General features: G+C 43.2%; 23 protein-coding genes and 1 tRNA gene. 9 read left to right on the forward strand and 15 right to left on the reverse strand.

Annotated elements, in window-relative coordinates:
* Positions 1-55: 55 nt before the first annotated feature.
* The gene (locus ACQKCG_RS03025; protein ID WP_427585089.1) at positions 56-925 is read right to left on the reverse strand and encodes a LysR family transcriptional regulator; all 870 of its coding nucleotides are present in this window, start codon (positions 923-925) and stop codon (positions 56-58) included.
* Between the two features lie 107 nt (positions 926-1,032).
* On the opposite strand from ACQKCG_RS03025, the gene ACQKCG_RS03030 reads away from it, so the two are divergent.
* Both ACQKCG_RS03030 and ACQKCG_RS03035 read left to right on the forward strand, forming a co-directional pair.
* Positions 1,033-1,533, forward strand: coding sequence for a lactoylglutathione lyase family protein (locus tag ACQKCG_RS03030; RefSeq protein ID WP_427585090.1), 501 nt, complete (start codon positions 1,033-1,035; stop codon positions 1,531-1,533).
* Positions 1,534-1,871: 338 nt separating this feature from the next.
* Positions 1,872-2,684: an enoyl-CoA hydratase gene (locus tag ACQKCG_RS03035; protein WP_427585092.1), complete on the forward strand. Its 813-nt coding sequence runs from the start codon at positions 1,872-1,874 to the stop codon at positions 2,682-2,684.
* 189 nt (positions 2,685-2,873) lie between these two features.
* On the opposite strand, the gene ACQKCG_RS03040 is transcribed toward ACQKCG_RS03035, so the two are convergent.
* The 3 genes from ACQKCG_RS03040 to ACQKCG_RS03050 form a co-directional block, all read right to left on the reverse strand.
* Positions 2,874-3,212 carry a RidA family protein gene (locus ACQKCG_RS03040; protein WP_055124581.1) on the reverse strand — a complete coding sequence of 113 codons (339 nt, stop codon included), beginning with the start codon at positions 3,210-3,212 and terminating at the stop codon, positions 2,874-2,876.
* A gap of 163 nt (positions 3,213-3,375) precedes the next feature.
* Complete coding sequence (locus ACQKCG_RS03045; RefSeq protein ID WP_102094905.1) at positions 3,376-4,623, reverse strand: NAD(P)/FAD-dependent oxidoreductase; 1,248 nt, start codon at positions 4,621-4,623, stop codon at positions 3,376-3,378.
* Positions 4,624-4,886: 263 nt separating this feature from the next.
* Complete coding sequence (locus ACQKCG_RS03050; RefSeq protein WP_102094906.1) at positions 4,887-7,085, reverse strand: ATP-dependent helicase; 2,199 nt, start codon at positions 7,083-7,085, stop codon at positions 4,887-4,889.
* Positions 7,086-7,494: 409 nt separating this feature from the next.
* On the opposite strand from ACQKCG_RS03050, the gene ychF reads away from it, so the two are divergent.
* The 4 genes from ychF to ACQKCG_RS03070 all read left to right on the forward strand — a co-directional run bounded on the left by ychF (position 7,495) and on the right by ACQKCG_RS03070 (position 11,797).
* The gene (gene ychF / locus ACQKCG_RS03055) at positions 7,495-8,586 is read left to right on the forward strand and encodes a redox-regulated ATPase YchF (RefSeq protein WP_102094907.1); all 1,092 of its coding nucleotides are present in this window, start codon (positions 7,495-7,497) and stop codon (positions 8,584-8,586) included.
* 128 nt (positions 8,587-8,714) lie between these two features.
* The gene (locus tag ACQKCG_RS03060; RefSeq protein WP_102094908.1) at positions 8,715-9,323 is read left to right on the forward strand and encodes a hypothetical protein; all 609 of its coding nucleotides are present in this window, start codon (positions 8,715-8,717) and stop codon (positions 9,321-9,323) included.
* Between the two features lie 273 nt (positions 9,324-9,596).
* On the forward strand, positions 9,597-11,012 hold the full coding sequence (locus ACQKCG_RS03065; protein WP_102094909.1) for a deoxyguanosinetriphosphate triphosphohydrolase: 1,416 nt from the start codon (positions 9,597-9,599) through the stop codon (positions 11,010-11,012).
* A gap of 104 nt (positions 11,013-11,116) precedes the next feature.
* Complete coding sequence (locus ACQKCG_RS03070; RefSeq protein ID WP_102094910.1) at positions 11,117-11,797, forward strand: TetR family transcriptional regulator; 681 nt, start codon at positions 11,117-11,119, stop codon at positions 11,795-11,797.
* Between the two features lie 22 nt (positions 11,798-11,819).
* Here ACQKCG_RS03070 and gspK read toward each other — a convergent pair whose 3' ends face one another.
* The 6 genes from gspK to ACQKCG_RS03100 all read right to left on the reverse strand — a co-directional run bounded on the left by gspK (position 11,820) and on the right by ACQKCG_RS03100 (position 17,046).
* Positions 11,820-12,887, reverse strand: a complete 1,068-nt coding sequence (gene gspK / locus ACQKCG_RS03075) for a type II secretion system minor pseudopilin GspK (protein WP_228153259.1) — start codon at positions 12,885-12,887, stop codon at positions 11,820-11,822.
* A 48-nt stretch (positions 12,888-12,935) separates the two neighbouring features.
* The gene (gene gspJ, locus ACQKCG_RS03080; protein ID WP_102094911.1) at positions 12,936-13,799 is read right to left on the reverse strand and encodes a type II secretion system minor pseudopilin GspJ; all 864 of its coding nucleotides are present in this window, start codon (positions 13,797-13,799) and stop codon (positions 12,936-12,938) included.
* Positions 13,796-14,266: a type II secretion system minor pseudopilin GspI gene (gspI, locus tag ACQKCG_RS03085; protein WP_371546706.1), complete on the reverse strand. Its 471-nt coding sequence runs from the start codon at positions 14,264-14,266 to the stop codon at positions 13,796-13,798. Before gspI ends, gspJ begins: the two co-directional genes overlap by 4 nt.
* 38 nt (positions 14,267-14,304) lie before the next feature.
* On the reverse strand, positions 14,305-14,931 hold the full coding sequence (locus ACQKCG_RS03090; protein WP_371546707.1) for a prepilin-type cleavage/methylation domain-containing protein: 627 nt from the start codon (positions 14,929-14,931) through the stop codon (positions 14,305-14,307).
* Between the two features lie 409 nt (positions 14,932-15,340).
* A complete protein-coding gene (locus tag ACQKCG_RS03095) occupies positions 15,341-16,024 on the reverse strand; it encodes a TetR/AcrR family transcriptional regulator (RefSeq protein WP_057759351.1) in 684 nt (227 codons plus the stop codon).
* 233 nt (positions 16,025-16,257) lie between these two features.
* Positions 16,258-17,046: a TatD family hydrolase gene (locus tag ACQKCG_RS03100; protein WP_102094913.1), complete on the reverse strand. Its 789-nt coding sequence runs from the start codon at positions 17,044-17,046 to the stop codon at positions 16,258-16,260.
* A gap of 253 nt (positions 17,047-17,299) precedes the next feature.
* Between ACQKCG_RS03100 and ACQKCG_RS03105 the strand changes: the two genes are divergently transcribed.
* Positions 17,300-17,965, forward strand: a complete 666-nt coding sequence (locus ACQKCG_RS03105) for an acyltransferase (protein ID WP_102094914.1) — start codon at positions 17,300-17,302, stop codon at positions 17,963-17,965.
* A gap of 21 nt (positions 17,966-17,986) precedes the next feature.
* Here ACQKCG_RS03105 and ACQKCG_RS03110 read toward each other — a convergent pair whose 3' ends face one another.
* Together ACQKCG_RS03110 and tsaA are read right to left on the reverse strand one after the other, a co-directional pair.
* Complete coding sequence (locus ACQKCG_RS03110) at positions 17,987-19,786, reverse strand: GspE/PulE family protein (RefSeq protein ID WP_102094915.1); 1,800 nt, start codon at positions 19,784-19,786, stop codon at positions 17,987-17,989.
* Positions 19,787-19,890: 104 nt separating this feature from the next.
* Positions 19,891-20,775 (reverse strand): tRNA (N6-threonylcarbamoyladenosine(37)-N6)-methyltransferase TrmO, encoded by an 885-nt coding sequence (tsaA, locus tag ACQKCG_RS03115; RefSeq protein ID WP_102094916.1) that lies wholly within the window; start codon positions 20,773-20,775, stop codon positions 19,891-19,893.
* Between the two features lie 456 nt (positions 20,776-21,231).
* Here tsaA and ACQKCG_RS03120 point away from each other — a divergent pair, with 456 nt between their 5' ends.
* Both ACQKCG_RS03120 and ACQKCG_RS03125 read left to right on the forward strand, forming a co-directional pair.
* Positions 21,232-22,005 (forward strand): ferredoxin--NADP reductase, encoded by a 774-nt coding sequence (locus ACQKCG_RS03120; RefSeq protein ID WP_025650828.1) that lies wholly within the window; start codon positions 21,232-21,234, stop codon positions 22,003-22,005.
* A gap of 139 nt (positions 22,006-22,144) precedes the next feature.
* A tRNA-Leu gene (locus ACQKCG_RS03125) sits at positions 22,145-22,230 on the forward strand.
* A 490-nt stretch (positions 22,231-22,720) separates the two neighbouring features.
* Here ACQKCG_RS03125 and ACQKCG_RS03130 read toward each other — a convergent pair.
* From ACQKCG_RS03130 to ACQKCG_RS03140, 3 genes are read right to left on the reverse strand one after another with little or no spacing between them, the layout of a single operon-like run.
* Positions 22,721-22,933 carry a hypothetical protein gene (locus tag ACQKCG_RS03130; protein ID WP_427585093.1) on the reverse strand — a complete coding sequence of 71 codons (213 nt, stop codon included), beginning with the start codon at positions 22,931-22,933 and terminating at the stop codon, positions 22,721-22,723.
* Positions 22,934-22,936: 3 nt separating this feature from the next.
* Positions 22,937-23,176, reverse strand: a complete 240-nt coding sequence (locus ACQKCG_RS03135; protein WP_427585094.1) for a hypothetical protein — start codon at positions 23,174-23,176, stop codon at positions 22,937-22,939.
* Positions 23,177-23,179: 3 nt separating this feature from the next.
* Positions 23,180-23,434 carry a hypothetical protein gene (locus tag ACQKCG_RS03140; protein WP_427585096.1) on the reverse strand — a complete coding sequence of 85 codons (255 nt, stop codon included), beginning with the start codon at positions 23,432-23,434 and terminating at the stop codon, positions 23,180-23,182.

The raw sequence follows: 23,434 nt of genomic DNA on the forward strand, positions 1-23,434 counted from the left end.
GAACCTTTTATTAGCCCTTTGTTAGCTGTGCATGTATCATTCACTCTCAACATATCTATAGCCATTTTTTTACTTCATCAATGACCGTATGCATTCTATTAGAGAGTGCCTGCTGTCTTCTGACTGCCAGATATAGCGTTTCGCTAACGGCAACTGGTAAATGATGACTGTTAATCAGCTCAGGCTTTGGATAGGCAGCCACTGCATGTGCTGGCAAGACAGTAAAACCTATTCCTCTGCTGACGGGCTCTAGTATCAGGCCAATCTGATTCGAAAATCCTTTTTTCTCGAAATCATTGATATGCTGAAATTGCTCATAATTGGCAGTCAGTAGCATGCCTGCATGATGGGCACCATCTGGATGATCAATAAATCCAAGTTCGATAAGATGCTCCCAGCTAGGCTCTACTGTAGCCGCAGGGGTTACTAGTATCAATGCTTCTTGTGCCATAGGCCTGCAGCTAACTGTTTCATCGTCTGAGATATCTGTCATAAAGCCGATATCAATCTCGTGATTTGCCAGCGCCCGCTCAATATCAGAATTTGGAGCAAAACGGTAATCAATCACTAGTTTTGGATGCTGCTGCTGTAAAGACAAAAGCTGCGGATACAGCTTAAGTCCCACACTACCCGGTGACATCAACCGTACCAATCCTTCATAAGGCGGATCTTCACCGATTCGCTGTTCTAAATTTGATAATCGCTGCAGTATCTCGCCTGCTTCTTTATAAAGCTGCTCACCTGCATTGGTCAATGAAAACTGCTTTCCTTGACGAATCAACAAGTCCGTATCTAGTTGCTCTTCTAACTTACTTATGTGTTGGCTCACACCAGACTGCGTCATATATAGACGTTCAGCTGTGCGGGTAAAGTGCCCAACTTCAGCAAGCGTGCAAAAGGTGCGTAACCATGTGATATTTATCATTACTTTTCATAATTATTTATATAATATTTGATAATTTTACATAATGAATATGCGTTTGTATACTGGCCTCACGTTAAACAAGAATACAGCAAACAGGAGCACAAACTATGAACAACATTTATCCAAGAAGCTTTTCGCACATCGGTCTGTCAGTACCTGACTTAGATGCCGCCGTAAAATTTTATACTGAGGTGATGGGGTGGTACACCATCATGGAACCAACTGAGATTATCGAAGATGATAGCCCGATCGGTGAGATGTGTACTGAAGTATTCGGTGCAGGTTGGGGCAGCTTCCGTATCGCTCACCTATCTACTGGTGACCGTATCGGTGTTGAGATTTTTGAATTCAAAAATCAAGAAGACCCTGAAAATAACTTTGAATACTGGATAACGGGTATCTTCCACTTCTGTGTTCAAGATCCAAACGTTGAAGAGTTGGCTGAGCGTATGGTTGCAGCAGGCGGTAAAAAACGTATGGAAAAACCACGCTACTACTACCCTGGCGAAAAACCTTACCGCATGATCTATATGGAAGACCCGTTCGGCAACATCGTTGAAATCTATAGCCACAGCTACGAGCTTATCTATAGCGAAGGCGCATACTAGGTTCAGTATAAATACAGCTTAGTATAAATTTAAATTAGTATAGAGTTAGCTTATAGTCAAGTCTATATAAATCCGCTACAGCGTCATCCTCGCTAAGCATACTAATGTATAACTTGCACTCGGTTTCCTTGTATCGAAATTATATTGAACTGACTATATATCTGACTGAAAAACCAATAGCGTACTCATCATCTGAGTGCGCTATTTTTTTTCGTGCGCTTTCTATGTGCTCCATCTATTGTATAGAATATGAGCCATGCTACTATTTAAAACGCTTGATATAAATTCATAGATAGCAGCATTTGCCAAATCAAACCACCCATTATCAAGGATGATAAATGACTCAATCTGACATTACTCTAGACCTAGATGACCTTTTGGTTATTAGAGAAGACACTAAAGAAAGTGGCGTAGTCACGCTCACCTTAAACCAACCCAAACAATTCAATGCGTTGTCCGTTGAAGTTCTGTCTGCCATGCAAGCAGAGCTAGACAAAATCGCTCAAGACGATACGATTAGAGTGGTGGTTATTCAAGCGACAGGCAAGGCGTTCTGTGCTGGTCATAATCTAAAACAAATGCGCGCACACTCAGAGGCAGCGTTTCACCGTGCACTATTCCAGCAATGTAGCAAAATGATGCTTACCATCAACCGTATGCCGCAAGTCGTCATTGCAAAAGTACAAGGCATTGCTACCGCTGCAGGATGTCAGCTGGTCGCCGCTTGTGACTTGGCCGTTGCCGCTGATAATGCAAAATTTGCCACTTCTGGGATAAACGTTGGACTTTTCTGCTCCACGCCTGCCGTTGCTGTCAGCCGTAATCTACCTCGTAAGCAAGCGTTTGAAATGCTAATCACAGGTGAATTTATCGATGCGCATACTGCCTTGCAATATGGCTTGATCAATCGAGTCGCACCAGCAGAGCAACTCGATCAAACACTACAGTCACTGATAACAGCAATCACTGCCAAGTCTCCGGTGGCAGTAAAAACTGGCAAAGATATGTTTTATAAGCAGCTGGGTATGAGCGTTGAAGATGCTTATGACTATGCCAGTGAAGTAATGACGGGCAATATGATGGCAGACGATGTGGGTGAAGGGATTGATGCATTTATTGAGAAACGCCAAGCGGTATGGAAAGGGTGCTAATTCCTATAATACTAATCATTGTATTACTTAGCTAACGTCATACAGAATATGCTTGGTTTATAAAACGAGCATTTTCCTTTTCGATAATTAAACTTGCTTATTGCCAAGCATAAAAAAGGCCACGATATCGCTATCATGGCCTTTATTATTTCTATTTAATACAGGTACTATAGGTACTATGAGCAGTCTTTACTCAGCAGCGATAGCGATCATCTCAACCAATAGCTCAGGACGTGCTAAAGCTGACTCACCACAAGCGCGAGCTGGTGGCTGAATACCTTCAAACCACTGGTCATAGACTTCATTCATGGCAGCAAAGTCAGCCATGTCTTTGATCCAAACTGTTACTGATAGTAGCTTTGATTTGTCACTGCCTACCTCTTCTAGCAACGTTTGGATTTTTTCTAGACAAGTCAATGTTTGCGCTTTGATATCGTCTTCTGCATTACCTACCTGACCACACAAATAGATAGTTTGGTTATGGATTACGGTTTTGCTCATACGTTGATTGCTGTGTAGTTTCTTAATCATGTCTATACCTTTCATTTATTAATTTAAGTCTGTGCTAATTACAGTCAATCCACTATAAAAGCGTTACAGCGTTAACCTCGCTTGAAGTATGACATATACATCTGCACTCGGTTGCCTTGTACCGCTCTTAAACTGGACCAACTATATATCAGATGCGCGCTTAGTTAGAAAAACGCTGGGCACTAAATGGTGCAAGATCGACCAATGTAGGTTTATCGTGAATCATCTCTTCAATCAGACGACCTGTCATTGGCCCTAAGGTAAAGCCTTGATGACTGTGACCAAATGCGAACCATAGTTTGTCATGCTTGTCAGCAGGACCGATTACTGGCTTCATATCAGGCATACAAGGACGAGAGCCCGCCCATGCTTCACTCTCAACCGCATCTTCTAATGGCAAGATTTTTTTAGCAAGCTTCAATACGGTTTTTAACTGACCAAAGTTCTTTGGCGCATTCATCGTGGTCATCTCAGCACCAGTGGTGATACGGATACCCTGCTGCATTGGCCCCATCACAAAGCCTTTGTCCATATCAAACATACTGTGATTGATGGTGTTCTTTTCTGTCACTTTGAAATGCTGATGATAGCCGCGCATTGGGAACAATGGCAAGTTATAGCCAAGTGGTCTGATCAAATCATTAGACCATGGGCCTGCTGCGATAACCAATTTGTCACTATAGTAGGTATCGTTATCAGTGATAACTTTCCAGCCTTCGCCATCTTGAACGATTTCTTTTACATCATTTTCTTTGATCGTACCCTGCATGTCTTGGAAGTTTTTTGCATAAGCTTTCACGAGTGAGCTTGGGTTTGATACTTGCCATGAATTTAACCAATGAATCGCACCAACGAAACCTTCAAAATTGGCACGAGGCTCCATTGCTTTTAGCTCTTCAAGGTTCAGTACGTTATGCTCAACACCTTGGTTACGCGCATCAATGGCTGATGCTTGTGCTTCTTTGAATGTCTCTTCTGAGCGATGTAGCTGTAACCAACCATCACGAGTAATGAGCTCATCAGCACCAGAAGCGCTAATCATGGTTTGGTGCTCACTGGTGCAATGCTCAATCAACGTCTGCCACTCTGACTCGATTTTTTTGACAGACGCTGGGGTCGAATATTTCCAGTATTGCAGTAGCGCTTGATGATAACGCAGAATGGCTGGAATACGATAACGAATATCAGTACCTTGGTTCGGCAATACTCGGATCATCTCTGTCAGCTGACGAGGAAAAGGATGCGTATGAATCGCTTCGCGCTGAATCAAACCGGCATTACCATATGAGGTCTCTGACCCTGGCAATTTCTTGTCTAAGAGTAATACATTTGAGTTATTTTTTTGTAGATGCCACGCGATTGACGTGCCAACCATACCTGCACCGATAACGATAACTTCATAGCGCATAACCTATCCTTTTCTTAGGGTGTTAATACAGAGTATCAAATATAAGGGTCTAACCAAATTAGGTGGTAATAGTAACGCATTAGGATAAATTTGAAACCCTTATCTGAGAAATATTTTTACTATTAAATACTTTTGGCTATACCTTTATTTGCAGGTCATTTTCAAAAGGAATAGTTGGCGTATGAAGCCATGATTTGGTGATAAATACAAGACAATATTATCTGACATTTGAAGCAAAAACATTCGTCAATGACAATGAAAAATCACCACCACATTGGATCATCGTTATCTATGACAGGCAGCTTGGTTGTTTCGACTGTTACTTCATCAGCAGATAGCTCCGCGATAAAGCGTGAGGCCATGTCAAAGTATCCAGAATAGCTGGAAAAATAATTCGGCGCGGTCAAATATAACTGCGTCTTTGCACGACTACAGGCCACATAAAACAGCTTGCGCTCTTCTTCTAATGCTTCAAAGTCATCCAGCGAGCGATGATGCGGCGTAATGCCATCGACCAACGAGTTAACGAATACCACTGGCCACTCAAGCCCCTTAGCACTATGAATGGTTGAGATCGTGACTTTATCATTACTTTGTCCATCGTCAGAGCTTCCCATGACCGCGACAGAATCATTAGGTGGGTCGAGCGCGAGATTTTCTAAAAAGCTATCGAGGCTCGTGTGCTCTGTCGCTAAATTCTTTAGCACGCGAAAGTCTTCGGTACGCTCACGCCAATTGTCTTCAATCAGCTTCAAGACTGGAATATAAAACTCAAGAATATGCTCAATGGCTGTCTCGACCGTCTCTGCTTGCTGTGCATTGGTGAGCGTGTGGTATAGAGGCTTTAGCTGATCGCTTTTTTTGGCAAACGGCGCTGCTAGTAACGGCTCAAACGCATTATTGTCAGCAGTAATGGCTTGGGTCAACCGTGTCGCGGTGACTGCGCCTACTCCTTTGAACAAGGTCAAGATGCGGTGCCAAGCAATCGTATCATTTGGATTATAGAGGATTTTGACAAATGCTAACACGTCTTTGATGTGGCGTCTTTCAATGAACTTAATACCGCCTACCACGATAAAGGGAATATTGCGCGCCATAAATTCTAGCTGCACATAGTTGGACTGGAAAGACGTGCGGCATAATACAGCAAAGTCGTTGTAGTCATACTCTGGCTTTAGCGTGATGATCTTGTCAGTTATATAGCTGGCTTCTTTTGTCTCGTCGCTGAGTCGTCGGAATATTGGCTTCTCCCCTTCTATCGGTGCGTCAGAGTAAAGCTGCTTTTGATAGCCTAGCGTGATTTGTGCTGACAACGCATTGATATATGTTAAAACTGACGGCGAGCTACGATAATTTTGTTCAAGCTTGATAAGTTTGGCATTGGGATATGTCTCACCAAAGAGCAAAATATTTTCGTAATTGGCGCCGCGAAAGGCGTAGATGCTTTGATTGTCATCGCCAACGACCATTAGCGATACTGACTCAGGCTCACATATTAAGTCAATTAGCTGCTTTTGCGGAATATTGGTGTCTTGATATTCGTCAACCATAATGTAACGATATTGGCTTTGCAGCAGCTGTCGAAAGGTGTCATTGGTTTTTAAATGACGCACTACTTGGCTAATTATGTCATCAAAATCATATAAGTGATTGGCGCGCTTATACTCATGAAAATCGATTGCCAATTGCTCGATGATAGGAATGTGTACCGCAATATCAGGATAATTAGTCTCTATTAAATCACGAATATGAATCCGTCTGTTTCTAGACGTCGATATGATATTTTGCAGCGTTTTTTTGCGCGGGAAGGCTTGGGTTTTGGTTTGGGCAGGGTACTTTTTTTCTTTGTGTACCAAGTCAATAGCATCCTCACTATCGCCAGTATCTAAAATCGTAAATCGTGGATTGATACCGAGCAGGCCCGAGTATTGACGCAGCAGCATATTGCAAAATGAGTGAAAGGTGCCACTGGTGATACTGTTTAAGGCCTTGTCGGTTGGCAGCTTATCTTCAGCCAATGCATCATCAGATAGCTCTTGATTTGAAGGACTACTTGCCAGCAAAGATTTAGCGCGATCTTTGATTTCATTTGCCGCTTTGCGCGTAAAGGTCAGTAATAATATCTCTTTAGGCGACACGCCATTTTCTAATAGATAACTGGTACGGTAAGTCAAGGTTTTGGTTTTTCCCGATCCTGCCCCCGCAATCACCAATACTTTACCTTCGATAGTAGTGGCAGCCATGAGCTGATCGGGATTGAGCTCACTGGCATAATCTACTTTTAATCCTAAATAACTATCCAATCTTTGCGTCAACAACTTCGTGTTTGCTTGATCATTAGCATCAATGAGGTTTGCCTCTAACTTTTTGATGGCCTGCTCAAGTCGAGACAGTTTAGGCTTCATCTCAAGGAAGTTTTGCGGGTATTTATAGTGGCGTGTGTCAAAAATCGAGGTTGTCATTGTCTAAAATTGCCTTACATTTTATTTTGGCGATATTATCAGCGTATGTCTGACTGTTTATAACTTTAGAATAAGTATGATTTGCTAAAAGTAGCAGAATATATGTGCTGAATTTACGTGAACTTTAAGCCCTTATCTGTGCGTGACAGTTTACCATATTAAAAAATAGGGTTTATCAGCCCACATAAGCTATGTGTCACTCCTATTGATTCGCCTTGTTCATTTTCAAGCCTCAAATATGACCTACTTTTATCATAAAGCTGCGTATTATCATCGAGTAAAAACCTGAGCATATACCGTAACAACCTCACCCCTATTCAGGTAAATTTGCTACAATGTGCCCAATTTTGATTTATCATTTAACCAAACTTTATACCAACTGATTTTATTAATACATTGAGAGAATGTTATGGGTTTTAATTGCGGCATCGTCGGCCTACCAAACGTGGGCAAATCCACCTTGTTTAATGCGTTGACCAAAGCGGGTATCGCCGCTGAAAACTTTCCATTTTGTACCAAAGATCCCAACACGGGTATCGTGCCAGTACCAGACCCACGCCTAAAGCAACTGGCTGATATCGTCAATCCTGAACGCGTATTACCAACGACGATGGAGTTTGTCGATATCGCAGGTTTGGTTGCAGGGGCATCGAAAGGCGAAGGCATGGGTAACCAGTTCCTAGCGAACATCCGTGAGACCGATGCAATTGCTCACGTTGTACGCTGTTTCGATGATGACAACGTCGTACACGTTGATGGCCGCGTTAGCCCGATTGATGATATCGAAACCATCAACACTGAACTGGCACTTGCAGATTTAGAAGCTGTTGAACGTGCGGTATTTAACTTGACCAAAAAAGCAAAAGGCGGCGATAAAGACGCTGGTGCCATGCTTGATGTGTTCAAAAAGATTGAGCCATTACTAGCAGAAGGCAAAGCGGCTCGTGCTGCTAACCTAGACGCTGATGAGAAAAAACTGATCAGAAGCTATGGTTTAATCACGCTAAAGCCGACCATGTATATCGCTAACGTCTCTGAAGATGGTTTTGAAAACAACCCATATCTTGACGCTGTTCGTGACTATGCCACTGGTGAAGACTCTATCGTAATCGCGCTATGCAATCAGATCGAATCTGAAATTGCACAGCTCGATGAAGATGATAAAAAAGACTTCCTAGCTGAAATGGACATGGAAGAAGCCGGTCTTGACCAAGTAATCCGTGGTGGCTATGACTTACTTGATATGCAGACTTACTTTACCGCTGGCGTAAAAGAAGTACGTGCTTGGACTGTCGCTATTGGTGCGACAGCGCCGCAAGCAGCTGGCGTAATTCATACTGATTTTGAGCGCGGATTCATTCGTGCTGAGGTCATTGCCTATGACGACTTTATCGAATACAACGGTGAAAAAGGCGCTGCTGCTGCTGGTAAATCGCGTTTAGAAGGTAAAACTTACATCGTGCAAGATGGCGACGTGATGCACTTTAGATTTAACGTGTAACTTTAAATAGTATAGCTTGTTTAAAGTTAATTAGCCGATGTTGGATATTCTCCATCATCGGCTTTATTTTGTCATTATATTGTTATATTATAACATATCTTTATTTTGCTTATTTGAGGAATTATATTATGGCGGCTTATTTTTCTAAACTTGCAGGTATTACTATACTAGGTAGTGTGATGGCTGGCTCTTTACTGGGCTGTCAGCCGAACAACGATACCGATGCAGTGGTATCTGAAGAAGCACCAGTAGATAATCACGTCGAGCATGAACAAGATCATGAGATGCATGATGATAAAGAGTATGAAGAGCACGACCACGAAGAGCATAGTGATATGGAACATGACCATGAAGGGCCCGATGATGAAGGACACGATCATGAAAGTCATAGCCACGAGGAACATGCGCACGCAGGTCACGATCATGCAGCTCATGCCAGCAACAGCACTCCTTTCTCTTGTGAGCCTACTGCTACTATCGGCGTTTCTTATCATAGCGACAGTACACCACAGACAGCGCATTTGCTCATCGATGGTATCGAATACGATTTAACGGCTACTGCTAATAGTGAAACTGATGCTGATAAGGGCATCTATACCAGCGATATTGGATTAGACGATACCCACGGCATCATATGGCGAGTAAATGGAGACAAAGCGACATTGCTCAAGAAGACACTGGACAGCGATGTAGCTATCGACAAAGAAGACGTACTTTTTAACTGTCAAAAGTCTTAATATAGTCGTTTCAATATAATTTGGATACAAGCAAGGCGAGTGAAATTACTACAAATAGTAGGCTAAGCGAAACTGGCACCGTATACAATTTATAGGGCATTAACTCTAGTCAAAGAAGTCTAAAATGAGTACAAGGCAGCCGACTACAGATTGTACAAATAGCACCTTTAAGGAGGGGAACACCGTAGTCGTTTAGTAGTTCTCTGACTATATATCTGTACCAAGGGCGCTATTTTGCTATGCTAGAGGCTCCCTTGGTTTCGGATGTTTAATATGCTAAGTACACCAACTTCTTTGCCGTCTCCTACCACACAATGGTCTCATCTGCTCAACTCGCAGCGTCTTGGTGCTTCCAAGAAGTTCAACGCCAATACAAGCACTCGCTCTCAATTTCATAAAGACTATGACAGACTGGTGTTTTCGCACTCCTTTCGTCAGCTCAATCAAAAAACCCAAGTTCATCCGTTGACCAATCAGCTCGGCATTCATACTCGCCTGACGCATTCGCTTGAGGTCTCCTGTATTGGACGCTCTTTAGCAATGATGGCAGCAGAGAAGTTACATGATAAATTAGGCAATGGTTTACCAGCGGGTATCTCGCCTGCGGATGTCGGCGTTATTGTACAAGCCGCCTGCCTCGCTCATGATATTGGCAACCCGCCTTTTGGACATGCAGGAGAGTATGCGATTCGTGATTGGTTTAAGCAGCCTGAACCGCAAGCAATTTTGCAAAATTTAAGCAGCAACGAGCGACTGGACTTACTGGCATACGAGGGTAATGCTCAAGGGTTTCGCCTATTGGCACGTAATGAGCATCACCCTGACAAGGGTGGTATGCGGCTCACCTGTGCCACGCTAGGCGCCTTTATGAAGTATCCGTGGTTGGCAACTCACAGTAACGATGTCAATGACAACCATTATAACGTGCAAAAATTTGGCTGCTTTTATAGCGAGGCTTCTCAGTTAGAAGAGTTAGCTGCGTGTTTGCACTTACCGCGCTCAGAGCAACACGATGGCTTTGCGCGCCATCCATTGGCTTACTTGCTAGAAGCGGCAGATGACATCTGTTATGCGCTAATCGATTTAGAAGATGGCATCAATCTGAATATGCTAACCTATGCCGAAGTTGCCACGATATTTTATGAGCTGATTGGTGAGCGTCCAAGCAGCGTAAACTTGCCAGCGCATATGTCTGTCAGACAAAGTCTTGCCTCACTGCGGGCACGAGCCATGATGCGTTTGGTCAATACCGTCACCGATGCCTTTGTAGCCAATAGTGATGCATTGCTAACTGGAACGCTGCAAGGCAGCCTATTTGCCCATTGCGATACCAGTGTGCAGAATGGTATCAATCAAGCTAAGCAGCTGGCACGCGAAAAAATATTTAACCATCCGAGCAAAGTAAGAATGGAGCTGATGGCCAATCAGTGCTTGCATAGCCTATTGAATGCCTTTATGCCACTCGCTTGGACAGGGTCTCAATCTGCTACTATGCAGCCGCCGATGTCTTTTGAGCAGCAACGTCTGTTAAGATTACTACAGCCTCATCTTGACGAACATCGCCGCATCTTGTCTGACGATATCTATCATAATGTCTTAAATATTTTGGATTTTATTACAGGTATGAATGATCATGAAGCTTATCGACTGGCGCAAGAGTTGCAGGGTCATTGGGGCACAGTGGTTTAAAAGACCAATACAGGTTTAGTAAATTAACACGAATGGCGTATTTCAGTCGTATTTATGCGTTGAAATGAGTATGATAAACACCTACCGGACAATTTTGAAATATTATGAGCAGTCGCGAACAAAAAAAACTTCAAACTCGGCACGCCTTTTTTAATGCTGTGCTCGATTTATGTATGACAGGGCAATCTTTTAGCTCTATCAGTCTCAGACAAGTAACACGCGAGGTTGGCGTTGTGCCGACGGCGTTTTATCGCCATTTTGATGATATGGAGTCACTCGGGCGCGCTTTGGTCATTGAGGAATTGGGCGGTACGTTAGCCACGTTAAGTGATAGCCTGCAGATTGGCCGCAAACGTAGCTTTGATCGTCAAATCGCAAAAAGTATTCAGCTATTCTTGTATATGGTCAGCGATCAGCCTTATTACTGGCAGTTCTTGGTCAGTGAGCGTTATGGTGGATCAGAAGCAGTACGCAAAGCCATCAATGAGTTGATTAAGATACATGCTCAAGGGTTGGCCGACGACTTAGCGTTGCAGCCAGCGTTTACCCATATCAACGCTTATGACCGTCGTCTATTGGCTGAAGCTGGTGTGAATATGTTTTTCTCTTGGATTGTTGATTGGCTAGAGCTGACCTATACGGAAGATCATGATGATGAGATTGATCTAAATGAAATCGAAGAGAACAAACAGCTGATGCTACATAACTGTACTCGTCAAGCACAGATGCTTTTTTACGGGGCTTATAATTGGAAATCTAGCGAAGAAACACGCCTAAAAGACTAAATGTCGATCCCAATACTCTCTGCTAAAAGCTCGGACGAAATGCCCATAGTCGCTGTGTCACTACTTTGACTGCCTTGGGCATTTTACCGTTTGCCTCACTACTGTTACTCGCCTGATTATTATTAGCAGCCTCACTACTATTAACTACTTGATTATTATCAACGACAGTTTTACTAATCAAAACAGTGGCAAAACGCTCTCTCGCCTGTCCGACAGTTGCATTATCAATCGCTGTGATAAGCGCCATAAATGCTTGGCTGTCAACGGCAAGCATTGGTGTTAGTGCTTTTCGTTGCTCATCATTTAGACTGCCGAATATCGGTAATTGCCATACTGTATCAATAGACGTCAGCGCCTGCTGTGCGCGCATATCTACCAGTGATTGCATCTGTTGGCTGTTAGCACCCTCAATTAGTGCTGCTAACAATACAGGACTGGCAGTATTGATATTAATCGGCACATAATAAGGCACTGCGGTAAGATAAGGCCGTAATACTGCTAATGTCTCAGCGCTTACCCCTTTCACTTCTAGTAGCTGATCGATACTGACAAAAGGCTGATTTGGCAGAGCATCTGTTGCTACAGCGTTTGACTGCTGCGCATATACCGTACTTTCATCACCGCCATCTTGATATACCTCGCCGTCTGCATCTTGCCAATCAAGTATAGCAATAGCGATATCAGGCTCTAGATTTAGTTGCGTGAGTAGTCGTTGGAATACTGCTAAAGCAGTGGTATTGGCCGTCCCATCTTGATACAAGTTATTAATGTTAAAACGACCAGACTCATCGCGTAGCTCGATGCTGACACTGTGACTAGCCAATGTATAAGGTGGTATAGGCTGCGCCCAGATATCTTGCGCACTATCCGTATCATTGAGGTTGCTATCAGCGCGAATCATCGTCACAGCCAACTGTTGACCTGCATCGATATCTTGCAGCAACTGATTTTGATCGAATAACAGACCACTACGCCTAATCGCAATTTTTTGGCTAGCAAGCATTGATCCTGCAACCACAGTAATACTCACTACCAATAATAAGATAGTCAGCAGTGCAACACCGCGTTGAGAGTTCGCAGTCATCGACATACATAGCCTTTGTTGTTGAGCAATTGATGCATTTTAACTACTACCTTCTCAATTATTCGTTCCTACATTGCTATCATCCGCACTGCTATTATTGTCACTACCATCATTACCGCTGTTGTCATTATTGGCATTATCATTGCTACCACCCTCTGTATTATTGGCGATGCTTTGACTATTGCTATGCGATATCGGTTGCGGGGCAAGTGCCCATTGCCAAGTGATTGGCATGTCTTGGTATGTAAAGCTAACCGCGACTCCTTTCGGTAATAAAACAGCTGTTGGCTTGGAATTCGCTGTATTCGCTGATTGTACTACTGCTACGCTTGCACTACTGCCACTGTTAATGTCATCGCTCGGAAATCTGGTACTTAGCTCTGGTAGATAGGCTTGCCAGCTCCCTGCTGTGACACCTTCGAGCAATACGCTGTCCAAGCTGACGCTATCACGCCCGCCTTCCATACTGGTATATTGGCGACGTATCAAACGTTCATCCGCAAAAATATATTCGATACGTTGGAGGCTATTGCTACTCTGATATCTTGGATCAGGATCGGCAAAGCGTACAAAGCTGATATGCTCGCCATCTAAGCTCATAAAGGGCTCAGGCGCAATTTTGTTCATTTGCTCGCTTGATTGGGAGCTAGTGTTCGCGTTAGTACTATCGCTTGGACTGTTATTCGTCGCACTGACACTTTGAGTAGTAGCCGCTTGATAAGGGATAATTTGACCCATGTCTTGCTGTAATTGCAAATAGGCGTACTGCAAGACAGCCAGATTGTCAGCATGAAATTGCGCGCGCTCACGAGCACGGTTGACCCCATCAAATACTTGCCAGCATGCAACAGCTAGCATCGCAAATATTGCCATGGCAACCATTAGCTCAAGTAATGTGAAACCACGCTGATGCCTCACAGACCGCCCTCTGCTTGCCCGCTATCACCTGTTGTGCTTAGACCACTTAAATCCAAACTGCCCGTATCTTGCTCAGCATTACTTAGCATCACAGTGATATCAGTGACCGATGTGCGTGTCTGTCCATCTATAATAGGCGCAACTGCGATATTTACTTCTTTTAGGGCAGGTGTGATGGCGTCGCCGACTGTCATTGATATTTGCCAATCACGCCCTTGAGCGTTCACGGTTTGGGTGCGGTTGGCTGTCAGCCACGTCTCTTGAATACGCAAATCAGCGGCGGCATTTTGAGCGACGAAGTGAGCAAGCGTACGAGTACGCAATATATCAACTGAGCTCAGATATGCACTACTGGCACGGCTCGCCGCGACTGCTACCACTGCCAAAATAGCCAAAGCAACCATCACTTCGATAAGGGTAAAGCCGCTCTCGCGTCCACACTTGAGTGATATAGATCTTGGTGACACAGGCTGGCTTGTCATAGGAGGTTTATATAATCTAGCCACTATAACCCCTGTCCGATTCGCATGCTACCATCTGGCATTATCGTAATCACCTCGCCCACTAAACGCGAATCGTGAAGCACTTCAATGGTGACGGGCGTTGCTTGTCCTGTACCAAACCACAATACCTGCGGTACATTTTGATCGCTAAACCAAGGCTGTAACGTTTGGGTTCGTCCCGTACTCTGTAAACCGCTAGAATCCAAACTTTGAACTCTAATACTCACGCCAGTGGGCAGTTCAGGCAAATTGATATCCGACTCGACTTCCCAACTTGGCGTTGGTTTTTGCTCATCAGTAGAGCCTGATAGACCAGCAACCTCTGCCGACAGCTCCATAGCATTCTTAGGCTGACTGTCGGCGCTATCTGACATCATCTCTGTTGTCTGGTACGCGACATATGGATTTGATAATGTAACGATGACCGGCTCTACCTGCCCCTGCTTATCTGCCTGCATACGCAAACCCATCGGCTGCATACGTTCAGCCGACAATAGGCGAACGTAACTCAATGAATCGGTCAGATGCTCATAAAAAGCGCGGTTTTTGCGGGATTCACTGCTACCGACAGACAAACTCATTATGCCAGCAAATATAGACAAGATAGCCACTACCACCACGATTTCCACCAATGTAAAACCAGCCTGTGGCCGACTGTTTATTGATGAGAATGATGATAAGTGATAAGCATCACTTGATATGGAGACGCAGCTGCGACAATGGTCTGTAGGTCTTGTATCTAAGCAGCTTGACTGAGACGTTTGACTAATTAGAGTAAAAGAGCAAGTAGCCGCTGAACTGGACTGCGTCTTAACACTGACCGGCATATTGCACCTATAAGCCCAATTTTAATTGTCGCAGAATGAGAAAGGGGGTTTGAAGAATATTAGAAGATATATAAATTCATAATACAAATCGTGCTGCAATGGTAAGCATTACAACACGATTTATCAAAGCCGAAAAAGGTTCATAACCCAAAAATTACTTGCTACTTTATTAATAGTTACTTTGCTAAGAGATACTTTACCGATAACTAATTTAATAGTTGGTATTACGGTGCTCTTCTGATTCAGTATCGATTTGCTCTACCAGCTCTTGCATATCTTCATCCATGACCTCTTCATCATCAGCAGGATAATGGCTTGGCAACTCTAGCACTTGCTGAACAAAGGCATAACGCAGCGTATCACGGCGACCTAAGTAGCGTTGGTAAAAGCTTGAGTTTAAGAGCCCTGCACCGCCCTGACCAATCGCCCAAATAGACGATAGATAATCACGAGTACTCAAATTACTGTGCTCATCTTTTAGGTATGCGCTAATAATATCAATCAAACGCTTCATACGCTGGCGACGGATATCATATAACTCACCAAACAAACGATTGAGCCCAGTCACTGATGCTGCCAGACGCTCTTCGATTTGGTTCAATAGCATGGCTTTTTGCGGGTTGAATAACTGCTGAAAAATCATACGGGCAACGCCTGCCGAGGGGCAGTCATCAATACGGTTAATCTCAAACAATTGCTCTTCGTAACGAATAATAATACGCAGATAAAGCTCATCTTTACTGGAGAAATGCTTGTACAGGGTGCCTTTAGCCAAATCGAGCTGATCTGCCAAACTGTCTAAAGTGATATCACCATCGCCTGACTCAAGTAGCAATTGTTCTGCCATCGCTAAGATGTTCTCTTCTCGTGCCTTGAACTGGTGCTGACGACTCATAATCTCTCCTAAAACATGACAAGATTAAGCATATGACCATCAATTATGTGCGTACATTTGGCAATGAGCGTATAAAACTATACAAGAACTGCTGAAATACCATAAAAGGGATATGCTTATATTTACAAATAGTCATTGATAATCATATAGTTACATTTAGTAAATCAGATACTAAGGGGGATTGAGCTATACGACTATCACATAAATGACTGACTGGTCATAGCATAACCATTTTAGCGATACTGTGCCAGTAAATTTTCAAAGTTTTTTGCGGTTAATGCTCCGACCTCGTTACTATCACAACCATACATATCTGCGATAAAGCTCGCGACGTAGGGTACGTAGGCAGGCTCATTGGGACGACCACGCTTAGGCACAGGCGCCAAATATGGACTGTCGGTCTCAATCAAGATTCTGTCTCTAGGCATGTGCCTTGCAGCATCTTGGATATTTTGGGCACTTTTAAAACTGACAATACCTGAGAAGGAGATATAAAATCCTAAATCTAAAGCACGTTTTGCGGTCTCCCAGTCTTCAGTAAAGCAATGAATAATACCATGCTCAGCGCCTTCACTTTTTAAGATATCGATCGTATCTTCTTTTGCGTCACGCATGTGTATGACCAGCGGTTTTTTTAGTTGCTGACTGGCATGGATATGACGTGCAAGACTGGCTTGCTGCTCTTTTTTATTTTCTGTAGACCAGTAGTAATCTAGCCCCGTCTCGCCTATTGCCCATACATGATCTTTATCAGCAGTCTCTACTAAACGCTCAACCGTCGCTGATTTCAGTACATCAATATCTTCACAAGGATGAATCCCTACACTCATCCCTAGATTTAATGTCTCGTCACCATAGGTGCTCACAATATTGGCAATCTCATCATATTCTGCAAAATCACACATGATCGCCATCGCACGGGTAACATTAGCAGTTTTCATGGCGTCAATCGCGCCAGATAATTTACCATCGTATTTCGTCAAATCTAAACGGTTAAGGTGACAATGAGTATCTGTAAACATAAATAATCTCGTTTTTATAACTTATTAATTAAAAGTATGGGAATTAAAATTTAAATCTTATTTGCATTGGTTGCTGTGAAGGAATCTGTTTTCAAGTATCGTTTAACGGTACACTACATTAATAGCTATCAAAAATACTCTAAATAGAATTTATTCTAAATAAATGGATGATACGAGCTTAGTCGATACGTCATAACAGTCTTTTAAAAACCGAAGCTTTAAAACCTTTATTACCTCTCATAAGTGCCATAATATGAATCATAAAAAAACTATCACTTTACCGCATATATTCAAAACATTGTTACCGAAGCAACTCTATAGACAACGGTTTTTACTACAAGATAAAGGCCATAGTAATTACATTGAAATAGCTAACGACGTACGTATCATTGGCAACTCCACAATTACCATTCGTAAAGGTGATAACAATCGAATTACCATTGGTAGTCATGGGAAACTTAATAAATTAAAAATCGACATTAATGGTAATCACAATCAAGTCACTATCGCAGAACATGTTAAATTCTCTGGTCAATTATTAGTCGTTGGTAATCATTTACGCATTCATATTGGTGAGCATACCACTGCCATTGATTGCTATATCTTGGCACGTGACAAGAGTGTAACCATTGGTAAGTCTTGCATGATATCGCGTGGTATTGAAATTCGCGCTACCGATGTGCACAAGGTCTACGATATAGATACTAACGTACGAGTGAACAAAGCACATTCTGATGTCATTCTAGGAGATCATATTTGGATTGCGGCTAATGTGACTATTTCAAAAAACGTCTCTATCGCTGATGGATGTATCATCGCAGCAGGTGCCTTCGTCAATAAACCAGTCACTATACCAAACTGTATGGTAGCAGGCACACCAGCAAAAATTATTCGCCAAAACGTACGTTGGGAACGCTAAACACGACTTCAAATACAATAGTTAATTAAGAGGCACGACTCGCATCACCTCTTCTATGGTTGTCACGCCTTCACTAATACGTTTTGCCCCTGATAAACGCAATGGCTGTAGACCTTCACGATAGGCTTGTTGTTTGAGTACATCTAAGTTTGTATCGGCTGCGACCAGTTTTTTTAATTCGTTAGACAATGGCATAATCTCGTATAGGCCGACTCGTCCCTGATAACCAGTATGTCGACAATGCTCGCAGCCTTGAGCCATATAAATTTGTGCTGGGGCAGGTGCGCGCCAAGGTTGTACCAACTCCTGCCATTGAATGGCAATCTCACTGTCTGGCACAACGTCTACCGCTTTTTTGCAATGCGGGCATAGCGTACGTAACAACCGCTGTGCCATTACGCCCAATATAGTCGCTGATGTCAAAAATGGCTGAATACCCAAATCATGCAAGCGAGTGATTGAACTTGGCGCATCGTTGGTATGTAGTGTCGAGAGCACCAAATGCCCTGTTAATGAGGCTTGTACTGCCATATTGGCTGTTTCAGCATCACGAATCTCCCCCACCATAATAATATCAGGATCTTGACGCATCAAAGAGCGAATGCCGTCAGCAAAGTTTAAATCGACACCTGGATTCACTTGCATCTGGTTAAATGCAGGTTCAATCATCTCAATAGGATCTTCGATGGTACAGACATTAACTTGTTCAGTCGCTAGCTGCTTGAGAGTACTATACAAGGTCGTGGTCTTACCTGAACCTGTAGGCCCGGTGACCAAAATAATCCCATTTGGATGAGCAGTCAACTCATGCCACGTTTCAAGCTGCTTACCCGATAAACCAAGCTGAGCGAAGGAACGCACCAGCACTTCAGGATCGAATACCCGCATGACCAACTTTTCACCGAAAGCGGTTGGCATAGTCGACAAACGAAGTTCTGTCTCTAGCCCCTTTGGCGTTCGCGTCTTTAAACGACCATCTTGCGGTTTACGCTTTTCTGCAACATTTAGCCGTCCTAGAATTTTGATACGTGCGGTCACCGCGACGATGATTGCCAATGGCATCTCATACACCGTATGGAGTACACCATCAATTCGGAAGCGAACCTTACCTGTCTCACGACGTGGCTCTAAATGGATATCACTAGCTCGTTGCTCAAAGGCATATTGCAACAGCCAATCAACGACTCTGACAATATGCTGGTCATTGGCATCAGGGTTGGTATTGTCACCCAATTGTAATAATGCTTCGACATTGGTCACATCGGCAGCTGCACGTTTATGGACACTGTTTGCGCCTGCAATCGCTTGGGTGACTTGATAGAACTCTTGCCGATAGCGTTTAATCTGCTCAGGATTGATATAGACCGTACGATAGCTTTTTGATTTGATTAACTTTTCAATACTTGAGTGCCAGTCAGTATAAAAAGGCTGATCCGTTCCGATAACCACTTCGTCTACAGCGACCTCAATCGGTAAAATATGCTGCGAGCGCGCATATTCGAACGACATCAGCTGCGTGACGGCTGGCACATCAACTTTCAGTGGATCAATACGCACAAGTGGCATGTCTGCTTTGGCCGCTAGCCATTGATTGAGCCATGCTATCGTTAATTTACTCTCAGCATGACTATCAAGCGCATGATCATCCGCATGACCATTAGGCAACCCAAACTCACTAATCGTCAGAAGCGGATGCTGCGCCTTGTCACGGCGACTGGTTATCACCAGATTATAGCCGCGCTGATCAATTACTCTATCTGCTAGTAATTCATCAAGACACCAACGTAAATCAATCACGATCGAATATTTTTGAGCAGACATATTTTTCTTCTTTTATTGGTCAATAAATATTTCACAAATCAGCAGTTTATAGCTTTCACTTTCATGGCTTTGATAAAGCATAAATACAGTGCGCCAATTTCATGCTAAGGAGTCACTGCTACAACGGCCGTTATTTGCAACTGTCCCGATTCTATCAGCTGAAAGCTGACATCAACAGACTTATAGCGCATGGTAAAACGCTTATTTAACTCGGTGCGCCGATAGGCAGGACGTGGATCTTGGGCGATTAAGGCTTTGATAGTGTCTAGATCAGCCATCATTAACTGTTTTTGAGTTTTATCAATGACTGCTTTAACTGATGATTGCTTATTTTGAGCATTTTCTACCGCTGCATTTTGCGCACTTTGATTGGCGACAATTTGCAAAAACTGCTCATAAGCCAGCTCGATAATCGTCACATCCAACAAGTGCGGCGCAGTTTGCGCAAAACCACTTTTTGCATGACTCAATGCATCACTATAAGCCACATAAGGTTTGATATCGATAATGGGCGTACCATCTATCATATCAGCACCGCTGATGATAATTAATACCCGACCTTGTATCACCTCAATACGCTCAAGTTTCACCACAGACAATCCCAAAGCGGATGGTCGATACATACTACGACTGGCAAACACGCCTATTTTTTGATTACCACCAAGCCTTGGCGGTCGAACTTGTGGTCGAAAACCGCTACCTGTGATATCAAGTTGGTCGTTTTGATGTTTCTGTTCGTTTTTGTGATTCTGATTGTCTTTATATAAATAGTTGTGATGAAACTGCCAGCTGATCCAAATATGGCTAAAAGTGTCTAAGCCAATGAATGCCGCTGGCGTATCGTAAGGCGCTAGCATCTCAATTACACTAGTCAGCGCCACCAAATTCGGTTGTCTTGGCGCACCAAACTTCTGTGAGAGCGGCGCACGATGGTAGCCAATGATTGGTGCTCGATGCTGGTCATTCAACAAGGCATTATCGCCAGACATATGGTCACTCCACTGATAACAAACGGTCTTTATCGAGCCAATTGGCTCAAGCATACAAAATTACTCACTAACGATATTCCATTTTATCATGGTACATCGTGGCTGCTAGACAGATTTTTATTTTAAAGTTTGGTATTATGAGCGTGAAATTTATTGAGAATGGCTTGCATTCATACAATACCTATAGTGCTTATGAGGACAAAAACCTTATGACTAGCCTACGATTCCTTGTATAAATGTAAAAAAAATGCTTTGTAACTTGCTTCATACATTCACAATATTATTGGTTTTTGGCTAAAAAATATTTCAAAGCATGAGCATTTATAGTCATTTTAATATTTTAATAATAATTACCCGCTTATATATGGTTAGCGTCCAACAGCTATCATTGAAAATTCTAATTTCATACTCATTTACACTTAACGATAAAAATAGCGACTTATTAACGAGGACTTTATGTCAAAACTTCGCACCGAAACGGTTACAGAGGTTCATCATTGGAATGATGCCTTATTTAGCATCAAAACCACACGTGACGATGGCTTACGCTTTCGCAATGGCGAGTTTGCGATGATTGGTCTCGCTGTCGATGGCAGACCACTGCTACGCGCTTATTCGATTGCTAGCCCTAACTATGAAGACCATCTAGAGTTCTTTTCTATCAAGGTTCAAGACGGCCCTTTGACCTCACGCCTACAACATATCAAAGTCGGCGATGAGCTATTGGTCAGCAAAAAGCCCACCGGCACGCTAGTCTTAGACGATCTACTACCCGGTAAACACCTTTATATGTTGTCCACTGGTACGGGGCTTGCGCCATTTTTGGCCTTGGCACGTGACCCTGAGGTTTATGAGCGCTTTGATAAAATCATCTTGGTGCATGGCGTTCGTTATGCAGATGATTTGGCGTATCGTGACATGTTCGAAAATGAGCTACCCAACGATGAAATCTTTGGCGAATGGTTCCGCGAGAAGTTTATCTACTATCCAACGGTTACTCGCGAAGAATTTAGAAATCAAGGCCGTGTTACCGACTTAATGAAATCAGGCAAACTTTTTGAAGATATTGGTTTGCCACCGATGAATAAAGACGATGACCGTGTCATGATCTGTGGCAGCATGCCATTCAATGCGGAAGTCTCTGAGATTTTAGATGGTTTTGGTCTCACTGTGTCGCCACGCATGGGCGTGCAAGCGGACTATGCGGTTGAGCGCGCCTTTGTCGGTTAAGATTAATGTGATTAAAAGCACAATTATTATAAATAATTCTTGACGCTAAAAAATAGGCTGCTATAATACGCAGCCTATACAGAGAACACTGTAGCCCAATTCGATAAGGTTTCGCACAATAGACTTTATCACCTAACATGCCAGTGTGATGGAATTGGTAGACATGACGGATTCAAAATCCGTTGCCTATAAAGCGTGTCGGTTCGAGTCCGACCACTGGTACCAATACTTCAAGCTAAGTGCTTGATAGCTAAAAGATTAATCTCTGATTGCCTTTTAGCGTGTACATCACAGTGTACACTCTGATAAGATTTCGCACTTAACTTGATAAATCAGCCTCCTTAGTTGGGGGCTTTTTTATGTCTGTAGAAAATTGCTTAGTCATGCCAGCCATCAATCACGATTTGATACGCCCAATAGTGGACTGACTGCCTCGCTTACTATTATTTTGTAATTATTTTCACTGTTTGCTGTTTCAACATTTCTCAACACGGTAGGGCGGTGTAATTGTTCAGGACTTTGCAAGCGGTGACCGCAGCCATATGAATATTTTTACGCACGCGAAATTAAAAGTTTAGCTATTGCTTTTTGTTTGCATGGGGTTGAATTGCTAATCACTGCACGCGCTCAATAAATGCGCTTAAATGCGTGCGTTTTTAATGCGTTTCTGTGCATCTACATATCAGGTTTTGTAAGGTTCTAAGATGTCCGAAAACTAACACATCCTGTCAGGTTTGCGAGCGTCTTTGACATTCACTATCACACTGACTGGCTGCACCTCGTTATCATCAGTAACGCCCTTATCTAGCCCTAGCAGCTTTGCTTTGCTCATTGTGGCTGCAACCATAGCAGACGCTTGTCCGTTATCTTTGGCGGTCAATCTAGCATCGTCTAATTCTGTCATCAGGTCATCAATGCTCAGTTTCATTCTTTACCCCATAATATTTTTATAGGTTATCGCTGCTTGCTCAGATGACAGTTCATTCATCAGCTCGCTAATGGTCTGCACGTCATCAGCATGAATATCTTTAATCACTGGCTTATCAAGTCCTGTCAGCTTTGCCATAGTAGCAGTCGCTTGTATCATAGCGGTAGGCTTGCGCTCCTCTATTGCCATTTGCCTAGCCTGTTCTAACTGGTCGAGTAAGTCATCAAGCGTCAATCTGCTCATGGTTTAATACTCCTCATCTAATCGCTTACTGATTGCCAGTGCCACTTCAGGCGTTAATGGCTCTGGTGATACACCTGCGATATTAAAAACGACTGGCTGACCGTTATGCGGCGTTACGTCCCTCATGTTATCCATGCCAAGCAATTTAGCTTGTGCGACTGTAGCAGTAACTATGGCGTTCGGATTGCGGTCATCAATCGCTATCTGCTTTGCTGTCTGCAAGTCTGCTATCAGGTCGTTTAAATCAGGTATTTTCAT

The sequence above is a fragment of the Psychrobacter sp. NPDC078929 genome (genome assembly GCF_050267985.1).
Lineage (GTDB): Bacteria > Pseudomonadota > Gammaproteobacteria > Pseudomonadales > Moraxellaceae > Psychrobacter.